We start from the raw sequence: 22,678 nt of genomic DNA, 5'->3' as shown, positions 1-22,678 counted from the left end.
CCATGCCCACCATTTACCGCGATTTTCAAACCCAGGCCGAGATTGACGCCCAGTACAACCCGTCGCTCAAGCTCGCCAACCCAGCCTCTGCCGGCCAACACTATGTGGAGGCGGCCCAGCGCGCCCGTGACACCCTGCCCTGCCACCTGGACGTGCCTTACGGCCCAACGCTGGCCGAAACGCTGGACATCTTTCCCGCCAGCCAACCCAATGCCCCGGTGTTTGTGTTCATTCACGGCGGCTATTGGCGCGCCTATACCTCCAAAGAGTTCAGCGGTGTTGCCCTGGGGCTGAATGCGCTGGGCATCACCACCGTGGTCGTCAATTACGCCTTGTGCCCCAGCGTCAGTCTGGATGAGATTACCCGCCAGGCCCGGGCCTCGGTGGCTTGGGTGCTGCGAAATATTGCGGCCTATGGCGGCGACCCGAGCCGAGTCGCCATTGGCGGTCACTCGGCTGGCGCCCATCTGGCCGCCATGTGCCTGCAAACGCCGTGGGCGCAGGACTACGGCCTTCCCGAGAATCCGATTGCCGCCGCCTTGCTGTTCAGCGGTCTGTACGACCTCGCCCCGCTGCGCTTTAGCTACCTGCAACCCCAGATCCAGCTCGACGAGGGCATCATCCAGCGCAATTCCCCAGCCTTTCGCGTGCGCGCCTGCCCCACGCCCACCTGGATCACCTGGGGGGGAGAGGAGAGCACCGAGTTTGAGAGGCAGTCGCAGCTTCTGCACACCGCGTCTCAGGCACTGGGCAATCCGACCGAGCTGGCGCCCATCGCGGGTGCCGATCACTTCACCGTCATCCACGGACTGGAGTCTGCGGACAGTGCCGCCGCGCGCTGGCTGTACCAGACGCTGAGTCCAATCACTACCCCTTGAGGCCTCTTGAACTTATGACCGGTTAGCACCCATGGGGGCAATAAATTAGGCGCTGTCGTTGATCGGGAGTAAACTGCATGAGTTACTGTAGTTTGCTTACCTTCGCAGTAGTTGTTGTTTGACATGTTCTGCGGCGCCACTGGTGCCGCCAAGCACCTTTTTGGCCGGTTACTTCGGCCCTCTCGGTCGTCTTACTCCCCCAGCGGCGAGCCTAATTTTCGGATTTAATCCCCACTTTTTATTCAACTCGTCCCCTGCACCCAAGAACCTGCTTTGCATGGGGCTCATGAAGACGGGTTGCCCTGTATGCGTGACTCTGCTCAAGCGTCACTCCGTTGATGGTTTCCATTCGGAACCATCATTCCCCCCGCGCCGCACGGTTGATTTTCACCGTGGCGCTTTTTTGAAAGATCCCAAAATGGGTAAAAAACTTTACGTCGGCAACCTCTCTTACTCGGTTGATGACCAGGCACTGAACCAATACTTCTCGGAGTTTGGCAACGTGACTTCTTCCAAAGTCATGATGGACCGCGACAGCGGCCGCTCAAAAGGCTTTGGCTTTGTGGAAATGTCCAGCGACGCAGAAGCTCAAGCAGCCATCGGCGGCATGAACGGTAAATCCGTTGATGGCCGTGACATGGTTTGCAACGAAGCCCGTCCAATGGAGCCACGCACCGGCGGCTTCGGCGGCGGCGGTGGCGGTCGTCGTGAAGGCGGCGGCGGTGGCTACGGCGGCGGCGGCGGCGGTGGCGGTGGCGGTGGCGGCGGCTACGGTGGTGGCGGCAACCGTTACTAAAATCTGAATCTCAGATGAAAACCGGCCGACTGGCCGGTTTTTTTTGCCTTGAGCTTGTCAGTCGAAGTATCACACTCGGGACGCCTTGTACGCAGCGTTCACCCGTACAACCCGTGGTGCAAGCCCTTCTCGCGCCCTACCGCGCTCACTGGTGAGGGCCGCATCGGCGACCCGATCACCGAAATGGCACACTCAAAAATCCGCCAACAGCCCTAATTCCCCGCAGGCCACCTCAAGTGCTGAGATAATCAGGGGTTTTTTCAATTTATCTGGAGTTATTTCATGGCCAAAGAGTTCCGCACCGAAGCAGACCGCAAAGCAACCCCCCGCCCTGTCGCACCTGCCGGCGTGTGCTTCACCGCCCCCCAAGGCCAAAAGCGCAGCTTGGAGCGTGGCACGTCCACCAACAACAAGAAAAACCCAGGCAAGCGTTGCCGCAAGGGCGGTTAATCTGACCACGGTCAGCACCAAAAAAGGGCGGTTCAATCGCCCTTTTTTACGCCTGTCGTTTACCAAACTCTCGACGCAGCGTCTACATAGGGTAGCCGTACGACCCGCCCATATCAATCAAGGCGTTGATTTGCATCAATTCGATTTTTGGATGTAACAGTTAGCGTGAAGCCAGCGCAAAGAAAAGAGACAACTGTCCGAATTCCGGACGTCCGCTTCGCGCAGGAGCCCGCTCATGACCCCCTTTCGTTTTAACTCCACAACGCTGTCACTGTCACTGTCACTGGCACTCGCATTGGCACTAGGCGCAACACCAGTTTTCGCTGCTGATCCCGTTCCCTCGACCAGCCCGACCAAGATCAGTGGCCTGGAGCGCGTGGTCCAGCAGCTGGTCAAACCGCCTGGCGTGCCAGCCCACAGCCAATCTCCATCGATCAAGCCTCGCATCGTTGAAGTAAAAATGGTGATTGAATAAAAAGAGGTGGAGGTCGAACCCGGCGTTTTGTCTGGACTTTTGCCTTCAACGGCAGCGTCCCCGGCCCACTCATCGTGGTGCACGAGGGCGACTATGTTGAATTGACACTCGTCAATCCAAAGACCAACCAGCTTCCGCACAACATTGATTTCCACGCCGCAACAGGCGCTTTGGGCGGCGGCGAGCTGACCATGGTTCAGCCCGGTGAACAGGTGGTTCTGCGCTGGAAGGCCACCAAGCCCGGCACGTTTGTCTACCACTGCGCGCCCGGCGGCCAGATGATCCCTTGGCACGTGGTTCACGGCATGAACGGGGCGGTGTTGGTGCTGCCCAAAGCGGGCCTGAAGGATGACCAGGGCAAGCCTTTGCATTACGACCGCGCCTACTACATTGGCGAGCAAGACTACTACCTGCCAAAGGATGCGGACGGCAAGTACAAGCGCTACCCCGACCCGATCTCATCCTTTGGCGATGACCTGAAGGTGATGGAGGGGTTGATACCCACCCACGTGGTGTTTGGCGGCGCAAAAGGCGCGCTGACGGGTGACAACGCGATGACCGCCAAAGTAGGCGAAACCGTGCTGTTTTTGCATTCACAGGCCAACCGTCCCTCCTATCCGCACCTGATTGGCGGCCACGGCGACTACGTCTGGGAGCGCGGCAACCTGGCAGACAAGCCCGCAACAGGGCTTGAGAGTTGGGTCATCGCTGCCGGATCGGCCGGGGCGTTCACCTACAAGTTCAAACAGCCAGGCACTTACGTCTACTTGTCGCACAACCTCATTGAAGCCATCATGCTGGGCGCGGCCGCACACATCAAAGTGGACGGTGGCAAGTGGGACAACGACTTGATGATGCAGGTTGCCAAGCCGGCGGCGATTCAATAACGACCTCGGGCCGATGGGGACGCAGAGCGGCGTCCTCACGGCTCACGCAAAGCACGCAGGGGAGACGGAGCACGCTCACGTGGTGAGGTGCCCCTCCCCTCCTACATATTTCGCCGGTACTGCCCGCCCACCTCGAACAAGGCGTTGGTAATCTGGCCCAGGGAGCAGACGCGCACGGCGTCCATCAGCACCTCGAACACATTGCTGTTTTCAATGACCGCTTGTTGCAGGCGTTTGAGCATCGCGGGCGACGCTTTGGCGTGCAGGGCGTGGAAATCGGCCAAGCGTTTGAGCTGGTTTTGCTTCTCTTCGTCAGTGGAGCGGGCCAATTCAAGCTTGTCGTTGACCGGGTCGCCATGCGGGTTGCGGAAGGTGTTAACACCAATGATGGGCAGCTCGCCCGTGTGCTTGAGCATTTCGTAATGCATGGACTCGTCCTGGATCCGGCCCCGCTGGTAGCCGGTTTCCATGGCACCCAGCACGCCGCCGCGCTCGGCAATACGCTCAAACTCCAGCAGCACGGCCTCTTCCAGCAACTCGGTCAGCTCTTCGATGATGAAGGCGCCCTGTGAAGGGTTCTCGTTCTTGGCCAAGCCCCATTCACGGTTGATGATGAGCTGAATCGCCATGGCACGGCGCACCGAGTCTTCGGTGGGCGTGGTGATGGCTTCGTCAAACGCGTTGGTGTGAAGGCTGTTGCAGTTGTCGTAAATCGCAATCAGCGCCTGCAGCGTGGTGCGAATGTCGTTGAACTGAATCTCTTGCGCGTGCAGGCTGCGGCCACTGGTTTGAATGTGGTATTTCAGCTTCTGGCTGCGCTCGTTGGCGCCGTATTTTTCCTTCATGGCGACCGCCCAGATGCGACGTGCGACGCGGCCCATGACGGTGTATTCCGGGTCCATGCCGTTGCTGAAGAAGAAGCTCAGGTTGGGCGCAAAGTCATCAATGTGCATGCCGCGCGCCAGATAGGCTTCGACAAAGGTAAACCCATTGCTCAAGGTGAAGGCCAACTGGCTGATGGGATTGGCGCCGGCTTCGGCAATGTGGTAACCGCTGATGGACACCGAGTAAAAGTTGCGCACCCGGTTGTGCACAAAGTACTGGGCAATGTCGCCCATGACTTTCAGGCTGAACTCGGTGCTGAAGATGCAGGTGTTTTGGCCCTGGTCTTCTTTCAGAATGTCGGCCTGAACGGTGCCGCGCACGTTTTCCTGCACCCACTCCTTGATTTTTTCCAACTCGGTGTCGGTGGGGTCGCGGCCGTTGTCGGCCTTGAACTTGTCGATGTTCTGGTCAATGGCCGTGTTCATGAACATGGCCAGAATCGACGGCGCGGGGCCGTTGATGGTCATGGAGACGCTGGTCGTGGGCGAGCACAAATCAAACCCGCCGTACAACACCTTCATGTCGTCCAGCGTGGCAATGCTCACGCCGGAGTTGCCCACCTTGCCGTAAATGTCCGGACGCGGATCGGGGTCGTTTCCATAAAGGGTGACCGAGTCAAACGCGGTGGACAGGCGCTTGGCGGCCATGCCTTCGCTGAGCAGCTTGAAGCGCTTGTTGGTGCGAAAGGCGTCGCCTTCACCGGCGAACATGCGAGTGGGGTCTTCACCTTCGCGCTTGAAGGCAAAGGTGCCGGCGGTGTAGGGGTAGCTGCCAGGCACGTTGTCCAGCATCAGCCACTTCAAGATTTCGCCGTCGTCTTCGTACTGCGGCAAGGCCACTTTGCGAATGGTGGTGCCGGAGAGCGATTGGGTGGTGAGCGCGGTGCGGATTTCCTTGTCGCGGATTTTGACGACGTATTCGTCACCCGCGTAGGCGGCCTGCATGCTGGGCCACTGGGCCAGCAGCTTCTGGGCGCTGCCGTCCACACCCAAGGCGCGCTCTTTGGCCAGCCTGAGCACGGTGTTTTTGGCGCCATCGCGGCTGGCGTCGTCTTCGTCAAGCATGCGGGCCGTGGCATTGAGTTGCTGCAACTCACGCGCCAGCGTGGCCTGGCTGCGGGCGCGCTTTTTGTAGGCGCGCACGGTGTCGCTGATTTCGGCCAAATAGCGGGTCCGGGCGGCGGGCACCACGGGGGTCTGGTTGGTGCTGTGGCGCACCGAAACCGTGGGCAAGATCGCTGGGGCAAACACCATGCCCAAGGCCTCCAGCCGCACTTTCAGCGCCTGGTAAAGGGCAGTCACGCCGTCGTCATTGAAGCGGGCGGCCATGGTGCCAAACACGGGCATCTGGTCAGCCGGGGTGGTCCAGGCTTCTTTGTTGCGTTGCACTTGCTTGGCCACATCACGCAGGGCGTCCAGCGAGCCTTTGCGGTCAAACTTATTGATGGCCACAAACTCGGCAAAGTCCAGCATGTCGATTTTTTCAAGCTGGCTGGCGGCGCCAAACTCGGGCGTCATGACGTACATGGGCACGTCCACATAGGGAACGATAGCCGCGTCACCCTGGCCAATGCCCGAGGTTTCCACCACCACCAGGTCAAAACCAGCCACCTTGCAGGCGGCAATCACATCCGGCAGCGCCGCACTGATCTCGCTGCCAAAGTCACGCGTGGCCAGGCTGCGCATGAACACACGCGGACCTTGGCTCCAGGGGCTGATGGCGTTCATGCGAATGCGGTCGCCCAGCAAGGCGCCGCCGCTCTTGCGCCGGGAGGGGTCAATGCTGATCACCGCCACGCGCAGGCTGTCGCCCTGGTCCAGCCGCAAGCGGCGAATCAACTCGTCGGTGAGCGACGACTTGCCCGCACCGCCGGTGCCGGTGATGCCCAACACTGGTATCTTTTTGATAGCGGCTTGCGCCCGTATTTCCTCGACCAAACCACTCAAAGGTGCTGAAACATTGCCTTTGGCCGTGCCGCCGGCGTTTTCGTTCTCCAGCGCGGTGATGAGCTGACTCAAAGCGCGCCAGTTCATCTCCCCGTGGCCTTGAATGGCGGCAATGTCCTGCGGCGCGTAAGCCGTCAGGTCTTTGTCGCAACGCATCACCATCTCGCCAATCATGCCGGCCAGGCCCATGCGCTGGCCGTCTTCCGGGCTGAAGATCCGTGACACGCCGTAGTCCTGCAACTCACTGATCTCCGACGGCACGATGACGCCACCACCGCCGCCAAACACCTGAATGTGCGCGCCACCCCGCTCTTTCAGCAGGTCTACCATGTACTTGAAATACTCCATATGCCCGCCCTGGTAAGAGCTGATGGCAATGCCCTGCACGTCTTCCTGCAGGGCGGCGGTGACCACCTCGTCCACCGAGCGGTTGTGGCCCAGGTGAATCACCTCGGCGCCCATGCCCTGCAAGATGCGACGCATGATGTTGATGGCCGCGTCGTGCCCGTCAAACAGGCTGGCCGCGGTGACAAAGCGCACCTTGTGGGTGGGGCGGTAATTGGCAAGGGCCTTGTAATCAGCGGACAGTTCGGTCATGGGCTTGTCTCCGGCAGGGTGCGTTTATTTTGAAAATCGAGTCAGCATGGGAACAGCCCCTGCTGACTTGACGTTTACGTAAACGTCAATCTTAGCGCCTTTCTGGCGCTTTGGCATCCTGCGCCGGATACGCGTTGGCAGCAAGCCCCGCTCAAAATCAATTAGAGTGCGCTTTATGTGCGACGCACTCCTTCAGCCTTTTCACCCAGTCACCCCAGGGCCGCGCCATGAAACCCATTCAACTTTTTGACACCACGTCCAGCACCTACACCTATGTGTTGTTTGATGCGTCCACGCGGGAGGCCGTCATCATTGACCCGGTGGACGAGCAAATCGAGCGTGACCTGGAGGTGCTGCGCCAGCACCGGCTCAAGCTCATCTGGACGCTGGAGACCCACGCGCATGCGGATCACATCACCAGTGCCGGCCAATTGGCGGAGTTGGCGGGCGCCAAAACCGCTGCGCCGGACGGCTGCGGCATCACCACCGCCGCCGTGCAACTGAAAGACGGCGACACACTTAAGTTTGGCGGTGAGACCATTCAAGCCCTGCACACACCCGGCCACACCGCCGGCAGCATGAGCTTTGTCTGGCGCGACCATGTGTTCACCGGTGACACGCTGTTGATCGACGGCTGCGGCCGCACCGACTTTCAGTCCGGCAGTTCTGAGGCCCTGTTTCACAGCCTGACCGATGTGCTGTTCAAGCTGCCCGACGCCACGACGGTGTGGCCCGGCCACGACTACAAAGGCCGCAGCCACTCCACCATCGGTGCGCAGAAAACAGGCAACGCCCGCATTGCCGGCAAAACCCAGGCCGAATTCAGCGCCATCATGGCGGCACTGAACCTGCCCAAACCCAAACGCATTGACGAGGCGGTGCCCGCGAATCTGACCTCTGGCCTGCGCCATGACGCCAGTGAGGTGGCTGACACCCCCATGCTGGCCGCCCGTGAGGCCGCCGGCTATGCCGGCGACGTGTCGCCTCAACTGGCCTGGCGGTGGTGGCAATCGGGCGACGCCGTCCTGGTGGATGTGCGCACCGACGCCGAAAGGGCCTGGGTCGGCTTTGTGCCAGACGCCGTACCACTGGCCTGGAAGCAATGGCCGGGCATGGCGATGAACGCCGAGTTCGACGCAGGCCTGAAAGCGGCCGTGGCGCCGGGCCAAAAGGTCGTGCTGCTGTGCCGCAGCGGCGTGCGCTCTATTGCGGCGGCCAAGCGCGCCACGGAGCTGGGTATGGAGGCCTACAACATTTTGGAAGGCTTTGAGGGCGACCCCAATGGAGATGCCCAACGAGGCCGCACCGGCGGCTGGCGCTTTCATGGCCTGCCTTGGCGACAGGGTTAAGTCCCAGCCGGTCATTTCCCTCCCCTTGGTTTACGGATAATGCGCGCATGACCTTTTTGGCAATCGACGTTGGCAACACCCGCCTGAAATGGGCGCTCTACCCCAGTGCCAAGGGGAATGCCGTCCCCATGGCCCAGGGAGCGGAGTTTTTGGACAATATAGAGAAGCTCTCTGAAGGGGCCTGGGCCAACCTGCCGGCCCCCACCCAAATGCTGGGCTGCATCGTGGCCGGTGACGCGGTGAAGCGCCGTGTCCAAGAACAAATGGAGATTTGGGACCTGGCCCCGCACTGGGTGGTGTCCAGCGCCGAAGAGGCCGGACTGACCAATGGCTACGACCACCCCACCCGGCTGGGTGCGGACCGCTGGGTGGCCATGATTGGCGCTTGGCACCGGGGTTTGGCCCAAGGGCCGGCGAGTCCGATGGTGGTGGTCATGGTGGGCACGGCCGTCACGGTAGAGGCCATTGACGCCAGCGGCAAGTTCCTGGGCGGCATCATCCTGCCCGGTCACGGCATCATGCTGCGCGCGCTGGAGTCCGGCACCGCCGGCCTCCACGTGCCCACAGGCACGGTGCGTGAATTTCCCACCAACACCAGCGACGCCCTGACCAGCGGTGGCACATTTGCCATTGCCGGGGCGGTGGAATGCATGGTTAAACATGTGCGCACCCACTGCGGTACCGAGCCCAAGTGCTTCATGACCGGTGGCGCCGGCTGGAAAATGGCGCCGAGCATGTCGGTGCCGTTTGAGCTGGCCGAGAACCTGATTTTTGATGGCCTGCTGGAAATGGCAGCCCGACGATTTCAAGGAAAACAGACTGCTAGCGCCCAGATTATCTAGACACCTAGCTATTTAATGCATAGCACCCAGCCACCCGCAGGTGCTGGGTGACTGGGGCTATCAGGCCTCGGTTTTCAGCCATTCCTCGGCCAAACGCACCCAGTAGGTGGCGCCCAGCGGAATCAAGTCGTCGTTGAAGTCGTAACTTGGGTTGTGCAACATGCACGGCCCGCCGCCGTGGCCCATCTCGCGGTGCGCGCCGTCGCCATTGAAGATAAAGCTGTAACAACCCGGTTTGGCTTGCAGCATGAAAGAGAAGTCTTCCGCGCCCATGGTGGGCTCTTGCACTAAAACTTGGTCTTCGCCCACGATGCTGGCCATCACCTGGCGGGCAAACTCGGCTTCTTTGGCACTGTTGATGGTGGGCGGGTAATTGCGCACAAAGCTGAACTCACAGCTCGCCTCAAACGCCGCACAGGTGTGCTCGGCGATCTGGCGCATGCGCTGCTCAATCATGTCCAGCACCTCCACGGTAAAGGTGCGCACCGTGCCGCGCAACTCCACGCTGTCGGGAATCACATTGGTGGCCTCACCGGCGTGAATCATCGTCACCGACACCACGCCGGAGTCAATCGGGCGCGTGTTGCGACTGATGATGGTCTGAAACGCCAGCACCATCTGGCACGCCACCGGCACCGGGTCCAACCCGTTGTGCGGCATGGCGGCGTGGCCGCCCTTGCCTTTGATGGTGATGCGAAACTCGTTGCTGGACGCCATCACCGGCCCCACGCTGGCGGCAAATTGGCCCACCTCGCCGCCGGGCCAGTTGTGCATGCCAAACACGGCGTCCATGGGGAATTGTTCAAACAAACCCACCTTGATCATCTCGCGCGCACCGCCTCCGCCCTCTTCAGCGGGCTGGAAGATCAGATACACGGTGCCGTCAAAATTACGGTGTTTGGCCAAATGCCGGGCGGCGGCCAGCAGCATGGCGGTGTGGCCGTCGTGGCCACAGGCGTGCATCTTGCCGGGGTGCTGGCTGGCGTGGCTGAAGGTATTGAACTCTTGCATGGGCAGGGCGTCCATGTCCGCCCGCAGGCCAATGGACCGGTTGGAGGTGCCGTTTTTGACAATCCCCACCACGCCGGTGGTGCCCAGCCCCCGGTGGATGGGAATGCCCCACTCGGTCAGCTTTTGTGCCACCACCTCGGCGGTGCGCACCTCCTTAAAACACAGCTCGGGGTGGGCGTGAATATCGCGCCGAATGGTGGCCATCTCGGCGGCCTGGGTCACGATGGAATCGATGATTTTCATAAGCGCTCCTGTTGGCACAGTCTATAAGCAAGCCACTCGGCCTGCCAGCAGCCCGCCCCAGTGCCCCTTGTGGTCTCATGCATTTGGGCCAAAATAGCCCTCTTACTTTTGCGCCCCGGCCATGAACGACTCCACGCTTGCCCCCCTTGACCCACTTGCCCCCGTGACGACCCAGGTGCTGGGCGCCTGCCCGCACGACTGCCCCGACACCTGCTCCATGTTGACCACCGTGTCAGGCGGCATCGCCATCAAGGTGCAAGGCAACCCGGCCCACCCGCACACCGACGGCGCCCTGTGCACCAAGGTGTCCCGCTACCCGGAGCGCACCTACCACTCGGAGCGGCTGCTGCACCCCCTGAAGCGCATCGGCCCCAAGGGCTCGGGCCAGTTCGAGCTGGTCAGCTGGGACAGCGCTTTGAAAGACATTGCCGCCCGGCTCACCGCCATTGCCAGCCGGGGGCCGGAGGCGGCCCAGGCCATTCAGCCCTACAGCTACGCCGGCACCATGGGTCTGGTGCAAAGCGAGAGCATGGCCGCCCGGTTTTTTAACCACCTGGGCGCCGCCCTGCTGGACCGCACCATTTGCGCCGCTGCCGGGGCCGAGGGCCTCACACAGACACTGGGCGGCAAGGTGGGCATGAAGGTGCAGTTTTTTGCCGAATCCAAACTCATTCTGATCTGGGGCAGCAACTCCATTGCCAGCAACCTGCACTTCTGGCGCTACGCCCAGGTGGCCAAACGCAACGGTGCCAAGCTCATTTGCATTGACCCCCGGCGCAGCGAAACCGCCGACAAATGCCATGAGCACATCGCCCTGCTGCCCGGCACCGACGGCGCGCTGGCCCTGGCGCTGATGCATGAACTCATCACCCACAACTGGCTCGACCACGACTACCTGACCCGCCACACCCTGGGTTGGAGCCAGCTCCGTGAACGCGCCCTGCAGTGGTCGCCAGAGCGGGCCGCCGCCATTTGCGGCATTACCGCCGGTCAAATCCGCGCGCTGGCGCAAGACTATGGCCGCACAGTGCACAGTGGCGAACCCGCTGCCATTCGCATGAACTACGGCCTGCAGCGCGTACACGGTGGCGGCAACGCCGTGCGCCTGATTGCATCTCTGCCCGCCCTGATTGGCGCTTGGCGCCACCGCGCCGGTGGCGTGCTGCTGTCCAGCTCCGGCCAGTTTCCGGTTCAGCGCGCCGCGCTGCAAATGCCAGAGCTGCTGGCTGGGCGCACACCCCGCACCATCAACATGAGCACCATTGGCGACGACTTGCTCCGCCCCGCAAGCCCTGAGTTTGGCCCGGCCATTGAAGCGCTGGTGGTTTACAACAGCAACCCCGTCGCCGTTGCGCCCGATTCCAGCAAAGTGGTGCAAGGCTTTGCACGCGAAGACCTGTTCACCGTGGTGCTGGAGCATTTTCAGACCGACACCGCCGACTACGCCGACTACCTGCTGCCCGCCACCACTCAACTGGAACACTGGGACGTGCACGCCAGCTACGGCCATACCGACGCGCTGCTCAACCGCCCCTCGATTGCCCCGCAAGGCGAAGCCAAGCCCAACACCCAGATTTTTCGGGAGCTGGCCCAGGCCATGGGCTTCACCCACCCCTGCTTTGCCGAGACCGACGAAGCCCTCTGCCGCCAGGCCTTTGGCGACACCGTGTCTTTTGACGACTTGCTAAGCCACGGTTTCTCCACGCTGCAAAGCCCGGACGCACCCTTTGCCCAGGGCAACTTCCCCACCCCCTCAGGGCGCTGCGAGTTTTTCAGCGCCAGCTTGGCGGCCAGCGGCCAAGACGGCCTCCCCAACCATGTGCCCAACCACGAGGCCTTCAACACCTCGGAGCGCTACCCGCTGGCCATGATCTCGCCACCGGCGCGCAACTTCTTGAACTCCAGCTTTGTCAACGTGAAAAGCCTGCGCGACATTGAAGGCGAGCCCATTTTGGAAATACACGCGGACGATGCGCAAGCCCGTGGCATCGCGCACAACAGCATTGTTCGGGTGTTCAACCAGCGCGGCAGCTACCGCTGCAAAGTCAGCATCTCCAAACGCGCCCGCCCTGGCGTGGTGAACGGCCTGGGCGTGTGGTGGCGAAAGCTGGGGTTGGATGGGAAGAACGTCAATGAGGTGACAAGCCAAAAACTCACCGACCTGGGCCGCGGCCCCACGTTTTACGACTGCCTGGTGGACGTAGAAGCAGCCTCTTGAAGAGGCCGCGCTGGGAAAAAATATACAAGGAATATGCCTCTAGGCCTCGTGCAGAAAGCGCAAGCAGCTATCAAAAACAGAGCAGATCAATGCAGGTACTGCGACTTTCCTTCAAAGGCCTGCTCACAGTGGCTTAACCAAGGCTCCGCCAGGTAGCGAATCTGCGCATCGTTGTTCAGAATGCGCTGCATGATGCGGGTCTTTTCCTTGCGCTGCTCTGGCAATAACTCCTCGGTGCTGGCCCGGGCACGCAGCTGCTCAATCAGCACCGCACACGCCCCTTCAAACCGCACCACCTGCTCCCAGTCTTCAGAGCGGGCAGCGTTCAGCATTTGCAGGCTGCTGTTTTCAATGGCTTTGTAGTAGTCAATGAGTTGTTGTGACATGGCCAGCTCACTAGTTAACGGCGGGACGAATCTGGTCCCAGGCCTGGGCAATGGGCTCAATCAGACCCCGCACTTCATCCAGAACAAGGGGGTCATTAAGGGCATTGGCCAAGGACAAGCGCACGCCGCAGTAGTTATACAGTGCGCGCAGACTACGTGCAATCTCGCCGCCCTTTTTCATATCAAGAGCCCCATCCAGGCCGTCTTGCAAAATCTGCAATGCGCGATCTACGCTCTGACATTTCCCCGCCACATCGCCCTGCACCATCTGCGAACGGGCTGCGCTGAGCGCTTGAAGCAGTGCCTTAAACAGCAACTGGGTCAACTGGTGCGGATTTGAGCTATTCACAACGGACTCTAGCCCAACCTTTTGGTAGGCTGAGGCGGCACGGGCATGGACGGGAATAAACATGATAGGGGTCCTGTCTTGGTTGATGCTTCCTATATCGGCCAAAGTCACCCCAACTAAAGCCCCAAGTTGAGCAGAACTTGACCTTGCCCTCGAAAAACGTATCTCTTGCTGAGTGTTTAAATTCACGCAAGGAGAACGGAAATGACGAAGACAGCAAGAGCGCGCTACACGCTCGAATTCAAGCAAGAAGCAGTTCGACTGGTCGAAGGTGGCCAGAGCATTGCAGCCGCGGCACGCACGCTGGGAGTGGTCGACCAGACGTTGTTCAATTGGGTCAAGGCGCAGCGCCAGGGCCAGCTCAAGGGAGCTGACAGCAAGGTATTGGTCAGCGCCGAGCAGATGGAGATCAGCCGGTTGCGGGCCGAGCTGGCGCGTGTGAAGATGGAGCGCGACATTCTGGGAAAAGCGACGGCGTACTTCGCAAAGGGATCGATTTGAAGTACGCCTTCATCCAGCGCCACCGCAGCACATGGCCGATCTCGGTACAGTGCCGCGTACTGGGGGTGAGCATCGCCGGGTACCACGAACACTTTGTGCGACTGGCCAGTCCGGCCCAGCTCCGCCACCTGAGCGATGACGCCTTGCTGGTGCACATCAAGGCCATCCATGCCGAGACGCGAGGCGGCTACGGCTGGCCACGCACCTGGAAGGAGCTGCTTGCCCGTGGCATCCGTGTGGGCAAAGAGCGCGTGCAAAAGCTCATGCAGTTGCACGGCATCCGTGCCAAGGGAAAGCGGCGCTTCAAGGTCACCACCGATAGCAATCACGATCTAGCGATCTCACCCAACCTGCTCAACCGGGAGTTCGATGTGGCAGCACCCGACAAGGTCTGGGTGGGTGACATCACGTACATCGCCACGGACGAAGGCTGGTTGTTTCTGGCCGTGGTGATTGACCTGTTCAGCCGCCAAGTAGTGGGCTGGTCGTTACGAGAGGAAATGACGCGGGACATCGTCATTGATGCGCTGCGCATGGCATGGTTCAAGCGGCATCCGGGCAAGCAGGCTGGCCTGATGTTCCATAGCGACCGCGGCAGTCAGTACGCCAGCAAGGACTTCCGGGAAGTGCTCAAGGAGTACGACATCACCAGTTCAATGAGCCGGCGCGGCAACTGTTGGGACAACGCCTGCAGCGAGACGCTGTTTGGATCATTGAAGGTGGAACGGTTATACGGACAGAAGTTCAAGACTCAGCGGGAGGCAAAGGATGAAACGATTGCTTGGATGCTTTGGTATAACCGGACTCGACTGCATTCGACACTGGCCTACGTCAGCCCGGTGCGGTTCGAGCAAAACTGGCTTGCTAATCAGCCCAAGCAAGCCAACTCATGATCTCGGTTATGGGATACGGATTCCAGGGGCAAGGTCAACTCACGTAAACCTAGTCGTGCAAGGGGCCTGCGAGTACGGCCGCAATAGGGAGCGCCCGCGCTGGCGAACATTGACCAAGCAGGACAGTTCACTGCGTTGCGCCAGCGCCATGAGTTCTGGCACCCGAGGTTTGGCTGGTGAGCTTGGAGAGATTCAGACCCTCAATGACTTCAATGACGAAACGTAACCTGTTGGTTAGATCCCTTCCTAGGGCACAGACGATATCGCCTTCACACTATATTGAGTAGCAAATGGAGTGACTCTTCAGAGGAAAAACCCGATAGGGTGCTAACTGGCTGCGCAACCCCGACGATCGCTGCGCGGTTTTCTTTCGCAGATTCAAGCATCCATCGCCATAGCTTTACGGCGAACCTGCTCCGGTGTGCGTAACTATGAGGTACGCCCTTTGATCGGCCCGATGTGCGGGGTCCCATGCGCGAGACCTGGCCACACTTGGTTGAAATATCTATCCCTTTACCCTAAAGTTTTTTCCGGCACTGGCCGATAACTAATTCACAGCGGTTAAATGCTTGGCCTGACGGGGAAGCAAACCAATGTTGGAGGCACCACCCCCCACTCGGGGAATAAATGCCAAATTAATCGCCCTATTCAAGGAGACATCTCATGGCACAAGTCATCAACACCAACGTAGGCGCCCTGTTTGCCGGTGCAGCCCTCAACAAATCAGCGATCGGCCTGCAAACCGCTCAGGAACGCCTGTCTTCCGGCCTGCGCATCAACAGCGCCAAGGACGACGCTTCCGGTCTGGCCATTGCAGTAGGCTACGACACCCAGATTCGCACCGCCAACGTGCAAATCCGCAATGCCAACGACGCCATCTCGTCGGCTCAAACCAAGGACGGCTATCTTGGGCAAGTCACCGAAAACCTGCAACGCATTAGCGAAATTCTGGTTGGAACCCCTGCAGGCACGGCAGAAACGACTGCACTGATCGCTGAAAACGCCCGCATCAGGACGCTTGAAGGCGGTACAGCCCTTACTGGCACCATTGCCTCCGTCGCCACCGACCTGACTACCGTGATGGGTAACCGCGCTGCCTATGGCGCCACCATGGCACAAAAGGCATCCGAAGTCGCCACTCTACAAACCGCTTCGGTGAACTTGTCGGCTTCCTATAGCCGCATCATGGATACCGACTACGCCGCCGAAACCTCAGCCCAGGCCAAGAACAACATCCTGCAACAGGCAGGCACCGCGGTGCTGGCGCAGGCCAACCAGACGCCACAGACCGTGCTGACCCTGTTGCGTTAGTCGCTGATCCGCACCTAAAAACAGAAACGTTCAACCCACTAAAGGAGAAATTTCATGGCACAAGTCATCAACACCAACGTAGGCGCCCTGTTTGCCGGTGCAGCCCTCAACAAATCAGCGATCGGCCTGCAAACCGCTCAGGAACGCCTGTCTTCCGGCCTGCGCATCAACAGCGCCAAGGACGACGCTTCCGGCCTGGCCATTGCAGTAGGCTACGATACCCAGATTCGCACCGCCAACGTGCAAATCCGCAATGCCAACGACGCCATATCTTCTGCGCAAACCAGAGATGGTTATCTGGGGCAAATCACTGAAAACCTGCAACGTATGTCAGAAGTGTTGTCTGCGACGGGGAACGTCGCCGGCACGGCAGAAACAGCAGCGCTGGCACTTGAAAACGTCCGGATTAATGGGCTTATTACAGCGGCAGGAGGTGGCGGACCGACCCTGACGGCAATCGATGCTGCTACCGACGACGCCGCGAAAGTCGCCGCCGACATTGGTACTGTAATGACTGCACGCGCTGCTTTCGGTGCCACTATGGCGCAAAAGGCATCCGAAGTTGCCACCCTGCAAACCGCCTCGGTGAACCTGTCTGCGTCCTACAGCCGCATCATGGATACCGACTACGCCGCCGAAACCTCTGCGCAGGCCAAGAACAACATCCTACAACAGGCAGGCACTGCGGTGCTGGCGCAGGCCAACCAGACGCCGCAGACCGTGCTGACATTGCTGCGTTAAGCTAAGCCGATATTTGATATAACAAATTCCTGACTGAATTGTTCGGTCAGGAATTTGGCATGAAGGGTACCGCAATGATTATCCAGAACACCCCGCAGTTCAATCAAGCCGTGCCGCCTGATACCCGCACTCATGGCGCCGCGACTGCAAGAGCAGAGTTCAAGGCGGCCGCTGCGCCCCCAGTCCAGAGTGCCCCACCGCAAGTATCCCCTGAGGAGCTGAGGAGTGCGGTAGCGGTAATCAATCAAGCCATGCGCCAGTCGAACCACAGCTTGGAATTCAGTGTGGACACAGACACTCACCAAACCGTGGTCAGGATGCTGGACACAAGCACCGGCGAATTGATCCGCCAATTTCCATCCGAGGAAACCTTGGCCATTTCACGCAGCATCGGTCAATTCCAGCAGGGTCTGCTACTCACCCTAAAGGCTTGAGCCAGGAGGTTAATCATGGCCATTACTTCATCAAGTACGACCGCAATAGATGTCCCCACCCTCGTCTCACAGTTGATGGCGGTCGAGCGTCGGCCTATTGACAAGCTCACAGCCAAGATTGCCAGCTACGAGACCAAGATTTCGTCCTTCGGCACGATCAGCAGCCTGATGTCGGGCTTTCAGACCGCTGCGCAAGGCCTGAACACCGGCCTGCAAAAAGTAGCCGCCACGCCGTCCGATGGCAGCGTTTTTGCCGCCTCTGCCGGCAGCACCGCAGTTCCCGGCAATTACGCCCTGAGCGTAAGCCAGCTGGCTCAGTCGCAAAACCTGGTTGCAGCCGGCCAGGCTAGCAGCAGCAGCGCCATTGGCGACGGATCACCTACCGTGGTCACTTTCGACCTGGGCGCGATCAGTGGTGGCACGCTGACGAACGGGAGTTACACCGGTGCAACGTTTGCGTCCAACGGCAACGGAACGGTCAGCCTCACTATCGACGGCAGCAACAACACATTGGGAGGCATTCGTGATGCCATTAATGCCGCAGCCCCAGGCGTGACCGCAACCATCGTCAACGACGGAAGCGGAACCCCCTACCGCCTCGCTCTGAGTTCGAGCAGTTCGGGCGCCAGCAACAGCTTCAAAATCACCACCAACGGCGGCGACGGCGCCATTGACAGCCTGTTGGGCTACGACCCAGCCGGCACGCAAAACCTGACCCAGACACTGGCTGCGCAGGATGCCAAGCTCACGGTGAACGGCATCGCGATTACCAGCGCGTCTAACACCGTTAGCGAAGCCATCCAGGGCGTCACCCTGACACTTAAGAACACCACCGCCACACAGGCCAGCCTAGCGGTCGCGCGCGACACCAAGGCAATCAATACCGCAGCAGCCAGTTTTGTCGACGCGTATAACGCGCTGGCCAGCCAGATCAAGTCCCGCTCAGCCTATGGGACAAGCACCAGCGCTGGGGGTGCTTTGGCGGGCGACGGCACCTTACGCCTCATGCAGGACCAGCTGCGCGGCATTTTCATGACACCGGCAAGCGGCGGCACCCTGACCTCGCTTGGGCAGGTCGGTATTGCAATCCAGGCAGATGGCACGCTGGCGCTCGACAGCAGCAAGCTTGACAGCGCAATCGCTGCCAATTTCAGCGATGTGACGAATTTACTCTCGTCATCGACGGGCTTCGCCACCCGGCTGGAAGCCTGGGGCAAGTCGACGCTTCAGGCCGGTGGCCTGATCGACACACGCACGCAAAGCCTCGGCCAGTACGTCAAAAATTTTAATCAGGAAGTCGACAGCCTGGAAAACCGGATGACGGCCCTTCAGAAAAAATACAGAATCGAATACACCAATCTGAATATGCTGCTCAGTAGCATGAACACCACCAGCACATACCTGACCCAGCAGCTGGCCAGCAGCCAGAGCAGCCGTTAAAAGGTGCATGATGTGTACTCGAACTCGAGAAATGCTGCCCACTCCTATGCCAGCGTCAGCATGAAAGCGAGCGTGATGACCTTGAGGCTGACGCCATGAATCAGGACCAAACTATCGCCGTGTATGAATCTGTGGCTGACATCACCAGCAAGATGCTTGCCGCCGCACGCAACAGTGATTGGGACGGTCTGTGCACCCTGGAAACGGATTGCGCCAGCCAGGTACGCATGCTTAAAAGCATCGAAACCACTGCGACCTCTGAGAAGGCCGAAAAAGGTGTACCAATGACCAACGCCACGCGCTTGCGCAAGCGCGCGCTGATCGAAAAAATACTCGCCGATGATCGCGAAATACGTCAATTGACTGAGTGTTGGACAGCACAACTATCAAACCTATTGAACCGTCCCCGTGTCGAGCGCCAGCTTTCGATGGCCTATGGCAGCCACCAGACCTACTAACGATTGAAGGGGGCTTCCCCGTATCAGGCGCATCCGCACCGCGGAACTTGCAGCCAACGGCAACTTCTCGCTTAAAAGGGAGTCGGCAGTGGCCGCTGGCCAGCAGCGCGATGTAAGGTTTTTTCCTACAAGCCCCATCACTTTGCCTGACACCCGCAACATCCAAACGCCGATTCAAGTTTTTGAGTGCACGCTTCAGAATTCACTCCATGGTGACAAAGGGAGAAATTAGGCCCCAAACACCATCCAAATGAATAGCCCCCTTTCTGGAGCCCACCATGACCGACGAACAACTCACCGCTGAAATCCGCGACGCGAACCTGACTTACCTGATGCTGGCGCAGAACGTGATTCGCAAGGACAAGTCGGAAGCCCTGTTTCGGCTCGGCATCTCGGAAGAGTCGGCGGACCTGATTGCCACACTCTCACCCTCTCAAATTCTGAAGATTGCATCCAGCACGATGTTGCTGTGCCGCTTTCGGGTGGACGATGACATGGTCTGGAGCTTGCTGACCAACCACTCGGCCAGCAAAGTCGACAACGATGCCACCACCAAGCTGCACGCCAGCATCTTGATGGCCGGTCGCTTCTCTGAAGCCTTGTAAGGAGTATCACCATGGCCAGCAAAAGCGTACTAAATGATTCCAAGCAAGTTGAGCGGGCGGTAGCCCTGATCAACCTAGGTGCCCGCCTTCAGGTACTGGAAAGCGAAACAGACCTTTCTTACGAGCGCTTGCTGCGCCTCTACAAAGAAGTGGCTGGCCGCTCCCCGTCCAAAGGGCAACTGCCTTTCTCTACCGACTGGTTTTTGACTTGGCAGCCCAACATTCACGCTTCCTTGTTTCTGAACACCTACGAATACCTGACCAAAGTCAGCGTGTTGGAAGACATTGACGCGATCATGAAGGCGTACAAGCTGTACACCGAGCAGATTACGGCGTGCGGCGTTGAGCCCCTGCTGTCCCTCACTCGGGCCTGGCGTTTGGTCAAGTTTGTAGACAACAACATGCTGTCCATGACCAAGTGTTGCAAATGTGGCGGCCACTTTGTGAGCGAGGCGTATGAGAACTCCCGCCACTTCGAGTGCGGTCTTTGCACACCGCCCGCTCGCGCAGGCAAAGGCGCTGGCGCTGGCGGTATCTTGCTGCACTAAAATTGCGGCACTTCAAACACTCTAGATAGGGCCCAATTGGGGCCCTATTCTCGTTTTGATCATCGCATTTGCTTCCTAGAATGAACCAAAACAGGTGCGCTGCAGAGGCGTTGCTGGCGCTCCAACCCATTTCGATCACGAAACAAAAACATGCTAGTTATCATTGGTTACGCGGTCTCAATGGGCTGCATTTTTGGTGTTTACATCTTTCACGGTGGCAACATCCAGGTCATTTTGACGGCGTTGCCGTTCGAGTTGATCACCATTTTTGGCGGCGCGCTGGGTGCTTTTGCGGTCAACAACCAGCCCAAAGTGCTGAAGGCCACCATGGCGCTCATTCCGCAAGCGCTCAAAGGGTCAAAGTACACCAAGGCCAGGTATCTTGAATTGTTGGCGCTGTTGTACGACATCTTGCAAAAGGCGCGAAAAGAAGGCTTGATGGCGATTGAGAAAGACGTGGAAGACCCGCACTCTTCAGAAATCTTCAACAAATACCCGACGGTGGGCTCTGACCACCACGTGGTCGAGTTCACGACTGATTACCTGCGGATGATGGTGTCAGGCAATTTGAATGCGCACGAAATCGAATCCTTGATGGACACCGAGATCGACACGCACCATGCCGAGGCGCATGCGCCTATTGCCGCCATTGCCCGCCTGGCGGGCGCGCTGCCAGCGTTCGGCATTGTGGCGGCGGTGCTGGGCGTGGTGAACACCATGGGCTCTGTGGGCCAACCGCCCGCCATTTTGGGCGGCATGATTGCATCGGCGTTGGTGGGGACGTTTTTGGGAATTTTGCTGGCCTATGGCGTGGTTGAGCCCTTGGGAGGCTTGTTGGAGCAAAAAACCGAAGACGCCGGCAAAGAGTTGCAGTGCATCAAAACCACCTTGCTGGCGAGCATGCAGGGATACAACCCGTCAACCGCCATCGAATTTGGCAGAAAAGTATTATTCTCAACCGAGCGCCCCACCTTTGCCGAGCTTGAAAGCCATGTTCGCGGCAAGAAATAACCATCGGGACTAGCTGATATGGCAGGCGATCCGAAAAAACTCCAACCGATCATCGTCAAGAGGGTCAAAAAAGGCGGCCACGCCGTGCACGGCGGCGCCTGGAAGATTGCCTACGCCGACTTTGTGACGGCCATGATGGCTTTCTTTTTGCTGATGTGGCTGCTGGGTTCCACATCAGAGGGTGACAAAAAGGGGTTGTCCGACTATTTCACTGCCCCGCTGAAAGTATCCATGATGGGCGGCAGCGGCGCCGGCGCCAGTGACAGCATCTTGCCTGGCGGCGGCGCGGACCTGACGCTTCAAAGCGGTCAATCCAAACGCGGCGACGGATCTGACCCGATTCAAAAAAAATTTGCCACTGAAGCGCTCAAGGCAGAAGTTGCGAAGCGGGATGCCCAAGCGCTGGCAGCACTGGGCACCAAAATCGCAGCGCTCATATCCAATAGTGCCAAATTGGCTGAATTTAGCTCTCAAATACGTCTCGACTACACGCCTGACGGACTTCAAATCCAAATTGTTGATGACCAAAAACGCCCCATGTTTGACAGCGGAAGCGCCTTGGTCAAGCCCTATATGCGCGATATTTTGCGAGAAATTGGCGCGGCGCTCAACGGGGTGGAAAACAAAGTCAGCCTGGATGGCCACACGGATCGATCCCCCTACTCCAATGCCCAGCGCGGCTACAGCAATTGGGAGCTGTCCTCTGACCGAGCGAACGCGTCTCGACGAGAATTGGTGTCGGCAGGCATGCCAGACGATAAACTGGCGCGCATTGTTGGCCTAGCCTCCAGCCGACTACTCGATGAAGGCAACCCCTTGAGTCCAACGAACCGTAGAATCAGTATTACAGTGATGACGCGTGAAGCTGAAGATCGACTCTTGGGAACGGGCCGCACACCGGCAGAACCCACCGAAGCAGCAGGCAGTGCGGTGACGCAGCCCGAAGCCAGTCAATGAGGCCTTAAAAATGATGACTTTGAACTCGCAGGTTCTTGCAACCTATTCGACATACGCCATTGAAAGGGTGTTCCATGGCAAATGAAATTAGATTTTTGGTCGTTGACGACTTCTCCACCATGCGCCGCATCGTGCGTAACCTGCTTAAAGAAAGCGGTTATGCAGAGGCCGACGAGGCGGAGGATGGCGTCGCCGCATTGCACAAGTTGCGAAACAGCACTTTTCACTTTGTGGTGAGCGACATCAACATGCCCAACATGAATGGGTTTCAGTTGTTGGCGGAAATCAAGAAGGACGAAAAGCTGAAGCACCTGCCGGTGTTGATGGTGACTGCAGAGGCGCGCAAAGAAGACATCGTGATGGCGGCACAACAAGGCGCGGCCGGTTACATCGTCAAGCCGTTTACCAAAGCGACGCTGGAAGACAAAGTCAACTTGATTCTGACCAAAGTCGGTCTGAAATAATCA

Annotated in this window: 23 protein-coding genes and 1 pseudogene; 20 read left to right on the top strand and 4 right to left on the bottom strand. The window is 59.1% G+C overall.

What is annotated here, in order from left to right; all coding sequences use genetic code 11:
* The first annotated feature begins 2 nt into the window (after positions 1-2).
* From J8G15_RS18155 to nirK, 5 genes are all read left to right on the top strand, one after another.
* Positions 3-878, top strand: a complete 876-nt coding sequence (locus J8G15_RS18155) for an alpha/beta hydrolase (RefSeq protein WP_210543950.1) — start codon at positions 3-5, stop codon at positions 876-878.
* 418 nt (positions 879-1,296) lie between these two features.
* A complete protein-coding gene (locus J8G15_RS18150) occupies positions 1,297-1,674 on the top strand; it encodes an RNA-binding protein (protein ID WP_210543949.1) in 378 nt (125 codons plus the stop codon).
* 282 nt (positions 1,675-1,956) lie between these two features.
* On the top strand, positions 1,957-2,124 hold the full coding sequence (locus J8G15_RS18145) for a hypothetical protein (protein WP_210543947.1): 168 nt from the start codon (positions 1,957-1,959) through the stop codon (positions 2,122-2,124).
* 235 nt (positions 2,125-2,359) lie between these two features.
* Positions 2,360-2,599, top strand: a complete 240-nt coding sequence (locus tag J8G15_RS22170) for a hypothetical protein (RefSeq protein ID WP_370627437.1) — start codon at positions 2,360-2,362, stop codon at positions 2,597-2,599.
* Positions 2,600-2,673: 74 nt separating this feature from the next.
* Complete coding sequence (gene nirK / locus J8G15_RS18140) at positions 2,674-3,486, top strand: copper-containing nitrite reductase (protein ID WP_370627436.1); 813 nt, start codon at positions 2,674-2,676, stop codon at positions 3,484-3,486.
* Positions 3,487-3,587: 101 nt separating this feature from the next.
* Here nirK and icmF read toward each other — a convergent pair whose 3' ends face one another.
* Positions 3,588-6,914 carry a fused isobutyryl-CoA mutase/GTPase IcmF gene (gene icmF, locus J8G15_RS18135; protein WP_210543945.1) on the bottom strand — a complete coding sequence of 1,109 codons (3,327 nt, stop codon included), beginning with the start codon at positions 6,912-6,914 and terminating at the stop codon, positions 3,588-3,590.
* Between the two features lie 227 nt (positions 6,915-7,141).
* On the opposite strand from icmF, the pseudogene J8G15_RS21710 reads away from it, so the two are divergent.
* The 3 genes and pseudogenes from J8G15_RS21710 to J8G15_RS18125 form a co-directional block, all read left to right on the top strand.
* Positions 7,142-7,594 (top strand): annotated as a pseudogene (locus J8G15_RS21710) (MBL fold metallo-hydrolase); the annotation flags it as partial.
* A gap of 258 nt (positions 7,595-7,852) precedes the next feature.
* Positions 7,853-8,263, top strand: a complete 411-nt coding sequence (locus tag J8G15_RS21705) for a rhodanese-like domain-containing protein (protein WP_240538582.1) — start codon at positions 7,853-7,855, stop codon at positions 8,261-8,263.
* A 47-nt stretch (positions 8,264-8,310) separates the two neighbouring features.
* The gene (locus tag J8G15_RS18125) at positions 8,311-9,105 is read left to right on the top strand and encodes a type III pantothenate kinase (RefSeq protein WP_210543941.1); all 795 of its coding nucleotides are present in this window, start codon (positions 8,311-8,313) and stop codon (positions 9,103-9,105) included.
* A 60-nt stretch (positions 9,106-9,165) separates the two neighbouring features.
* Here J8G15_RS18125 and J8G15_RS18120 read toward each other — a convergent pair whose 3' ends face one another.
* Positions 9,166-10,359, bottom strand: a complete 1,194-nt coding sequence (locus tag J8G15_RS18120) for a M20 aminoacylase family protein (RefSeq protein WP_210543939.1) — start codon at positions 10,357-10,359, stop codon at positions 9,166-9,168.
* A gap of 121 nt (positions 10,360-10,480) precedes the next feature.
* Between J8G15_RS18120 and J8G15_RS18115 the strand changes: the two genes are divergently transcribed.
* Positions 10,481-12,577 (top strand): molybdopterin-dependent oxidoreductase, encoded by a 2,097-nt coding sequence (locus J8G15_RS18115; protein ID WP_210543937.1) that lies wholly within the window; start codon positions 10,481-10,483, stop codon positions 12,575-12,577.
* A gap of 86 nt (positions 12,578-12,663) precedes the next feature.
* On the opposite strand, the gene J8G15_RS18110 is transcribed toward J8G15_RS18115, so the two are convergent.
* Positions 12,664-12,963 carry a flagellar protein FliT gene (locus J8G15_RS18110; RefSeq protein WP_210543936.1) on the bottom strand — a complete coding sequence of 100 codons (300 nt, stop codon included), beginning with the start codon at positions 12,961-12,963 and terminating at the stop codon, positions 12,664-12,666.
* Between the two features lie 10 nt (positions 12,964-12,973).
* Positions 12,974-13,375: a flagellar export chaperone FliS gene (gene fliS, locus J8G15_RS18105; protein WP_210543932.1), complete on the bottom strand. Its 402-nt coding sequence runs from the start codon at positions 13,373-13,375 to the stop codon at positions 12,974-12,976.
* A 141-nt stretch (positions 13,376-13,516) separates the two neighbouring features.
* On the opposite strand from fliS, the gene J8G15_RS18100 reads away from it, so the two are divergent.
* The 11 genes from J8G15_RS18100 to cheY all read left to right on the top strand — a co-directional run bounded on the left by J8G15_RS18100 (position 13,517) and on the right by cheY (position 22,675).
* Positions 13,517-14,706 (top strand): IS3 family transposase gene (locus tag J8G15_RS18100; RefSeq protein WP_210542005.1). Its coding sequence is split into 2 segments (ribosomal slippage): positions 13,517-13,775 and positions 13,775-14,706, totalling 1,191 coding nucleotides; the frame shifts between segments, so codons are not numbered across the junction.
* Positions 14,707-15,369: 663 nt separating this feature from the next.
* Positions 15,370-16,017 carry a flagellin gene (locus J8G15_RS18095; RefSeq protein WP_210543930.1) on the top strand — a complete coding sequence of 216 codons (648 nt, stop codon included), beginning with the start codon at positions 15,370-15,372 and terminating at the stop codon, positions 16,015-16,017.
* A gap of 54 nt (positions 16,018-16,071) precedes the next feature.
* Positions 16,072-16,758, top strand: a complete 687-nt coding sequence (locus tag J8G15_RS18090) for a flagellin (protein WP_210543928.1) — start codon at positions 16,072-16,074, stop codon at positions 16,756-16,758.
* A 59-nt stretch (positions 16,759-16,817) separates the two neighbouring features.
* A complete protein-coding gene (locus J8G15_RS18085; RefSeq protein ID WP_210543926.1) occupies positions 16,818-17,192 on the top strand; it encodes a flagellar protein FlaG in 375 nt (124 codons plus the stop codon).
* 15 nt (positions 17,193-17,207) lie between these two features.
* On the top strand, positions 17,208-18,632 hold the full coding sequence (gene fliD / locus J8G15_RS18080; RefSeq protein ID WP_210543924.1) for a flagellar filament capping protein FliD: 1,425 nt from the start codon (positions 17,208-17,210) through the stop codon (positions 18,630-18,632).
* A gap of 95 nt (positions 18,633-18,727) precedes the next feature.
* A complete protein-coding gene (locus tag J8G15_RS18075; protein ID WP_210543922.1) occupies positions 18,728-19,090 on the top strand; it encodes a flagellar protein FliT in 363 nt (120 codons plus the stop codon).
* 278 nt (positions 19,091-19,368) lie between these two features.
* The gene (gene flhD, locus J8G15_RS18070; RefSeq protein WP_210543920.1) at positions 19,369-19,695 is read left to right on the top strand and encodes a flagellar transcriptional regulator FlhD; all 327 of its coding nucleotides are present in this window, start codon (positions 19,369-19,371) and stop codon (positions 19,693-19,695) included.
* An 11-nt stretch (positions 19,696-19,706) separates the two neighbouring features.
* Positions 19,707-20,243 (top strand): flagellar transcriptional regulator FlhC, encoded by a 537-nt coding sequence (gene flhC / locus J8G15_RS18065; protein ID WP_210543919.1) that lies wholly within the window; start codon positions 19,707-19,709, stop codon positions 20,241-20,243.
* 150 nt (positions 20,244-20,393) lie between these two features.
* Positions 20,394-21,254, top strand: coding sequence for a flagellar motor stator protein MotA (gene motA, locus J8G15_RS18060; RefSeq protein ID WP_210543916.1), 861 nt, complete (start codon positions 20,394-20,396; stop codon positions 21,252-21,254).
* Between the two features lie 18 nt (positions 21,255-21,272).
* A complete protein-coding gene (gene motB, locus J8G15_RS18055) occupies positions 21,273-22,211 on the top strand; it encodes a flagellar motor protein MotB (RefSeq protein ID WP_210543915.1) in 939 nt (312 codons plus the stop codon).
* A 74-nt stretch (positions 22,212-22,285) separates the two neighbouring features.
* Positions 22,286-22,675, top strand: a complete 390-nt coding sequence (cheY, locus tag J8G15_RS18050) for a chemotaxis response regulator CheY (RefSeq protein WP_210543914.1) — start codon at positions 22,286-22,288, stop codon at positions 22,673-22,675.
* Positions 22,676-22,678 lie beyond the last annotated feature (3 nt).

The sequence above is a fragment of the Rhodoferax sp. PAMC 29310 genome, assembly GCF_017948265.1.
Classification (GTDB): domain Bacteria; phylum Pseudomonadota; class Gammaproteobacteria; order Burkholderiales; family Burkholderiaceae_C; genus Rhodoferax.
Note: the sequence above shows the minus strand (reverse complement) of the source record. Positions and strands in the feature narration are given on the sequence as shown.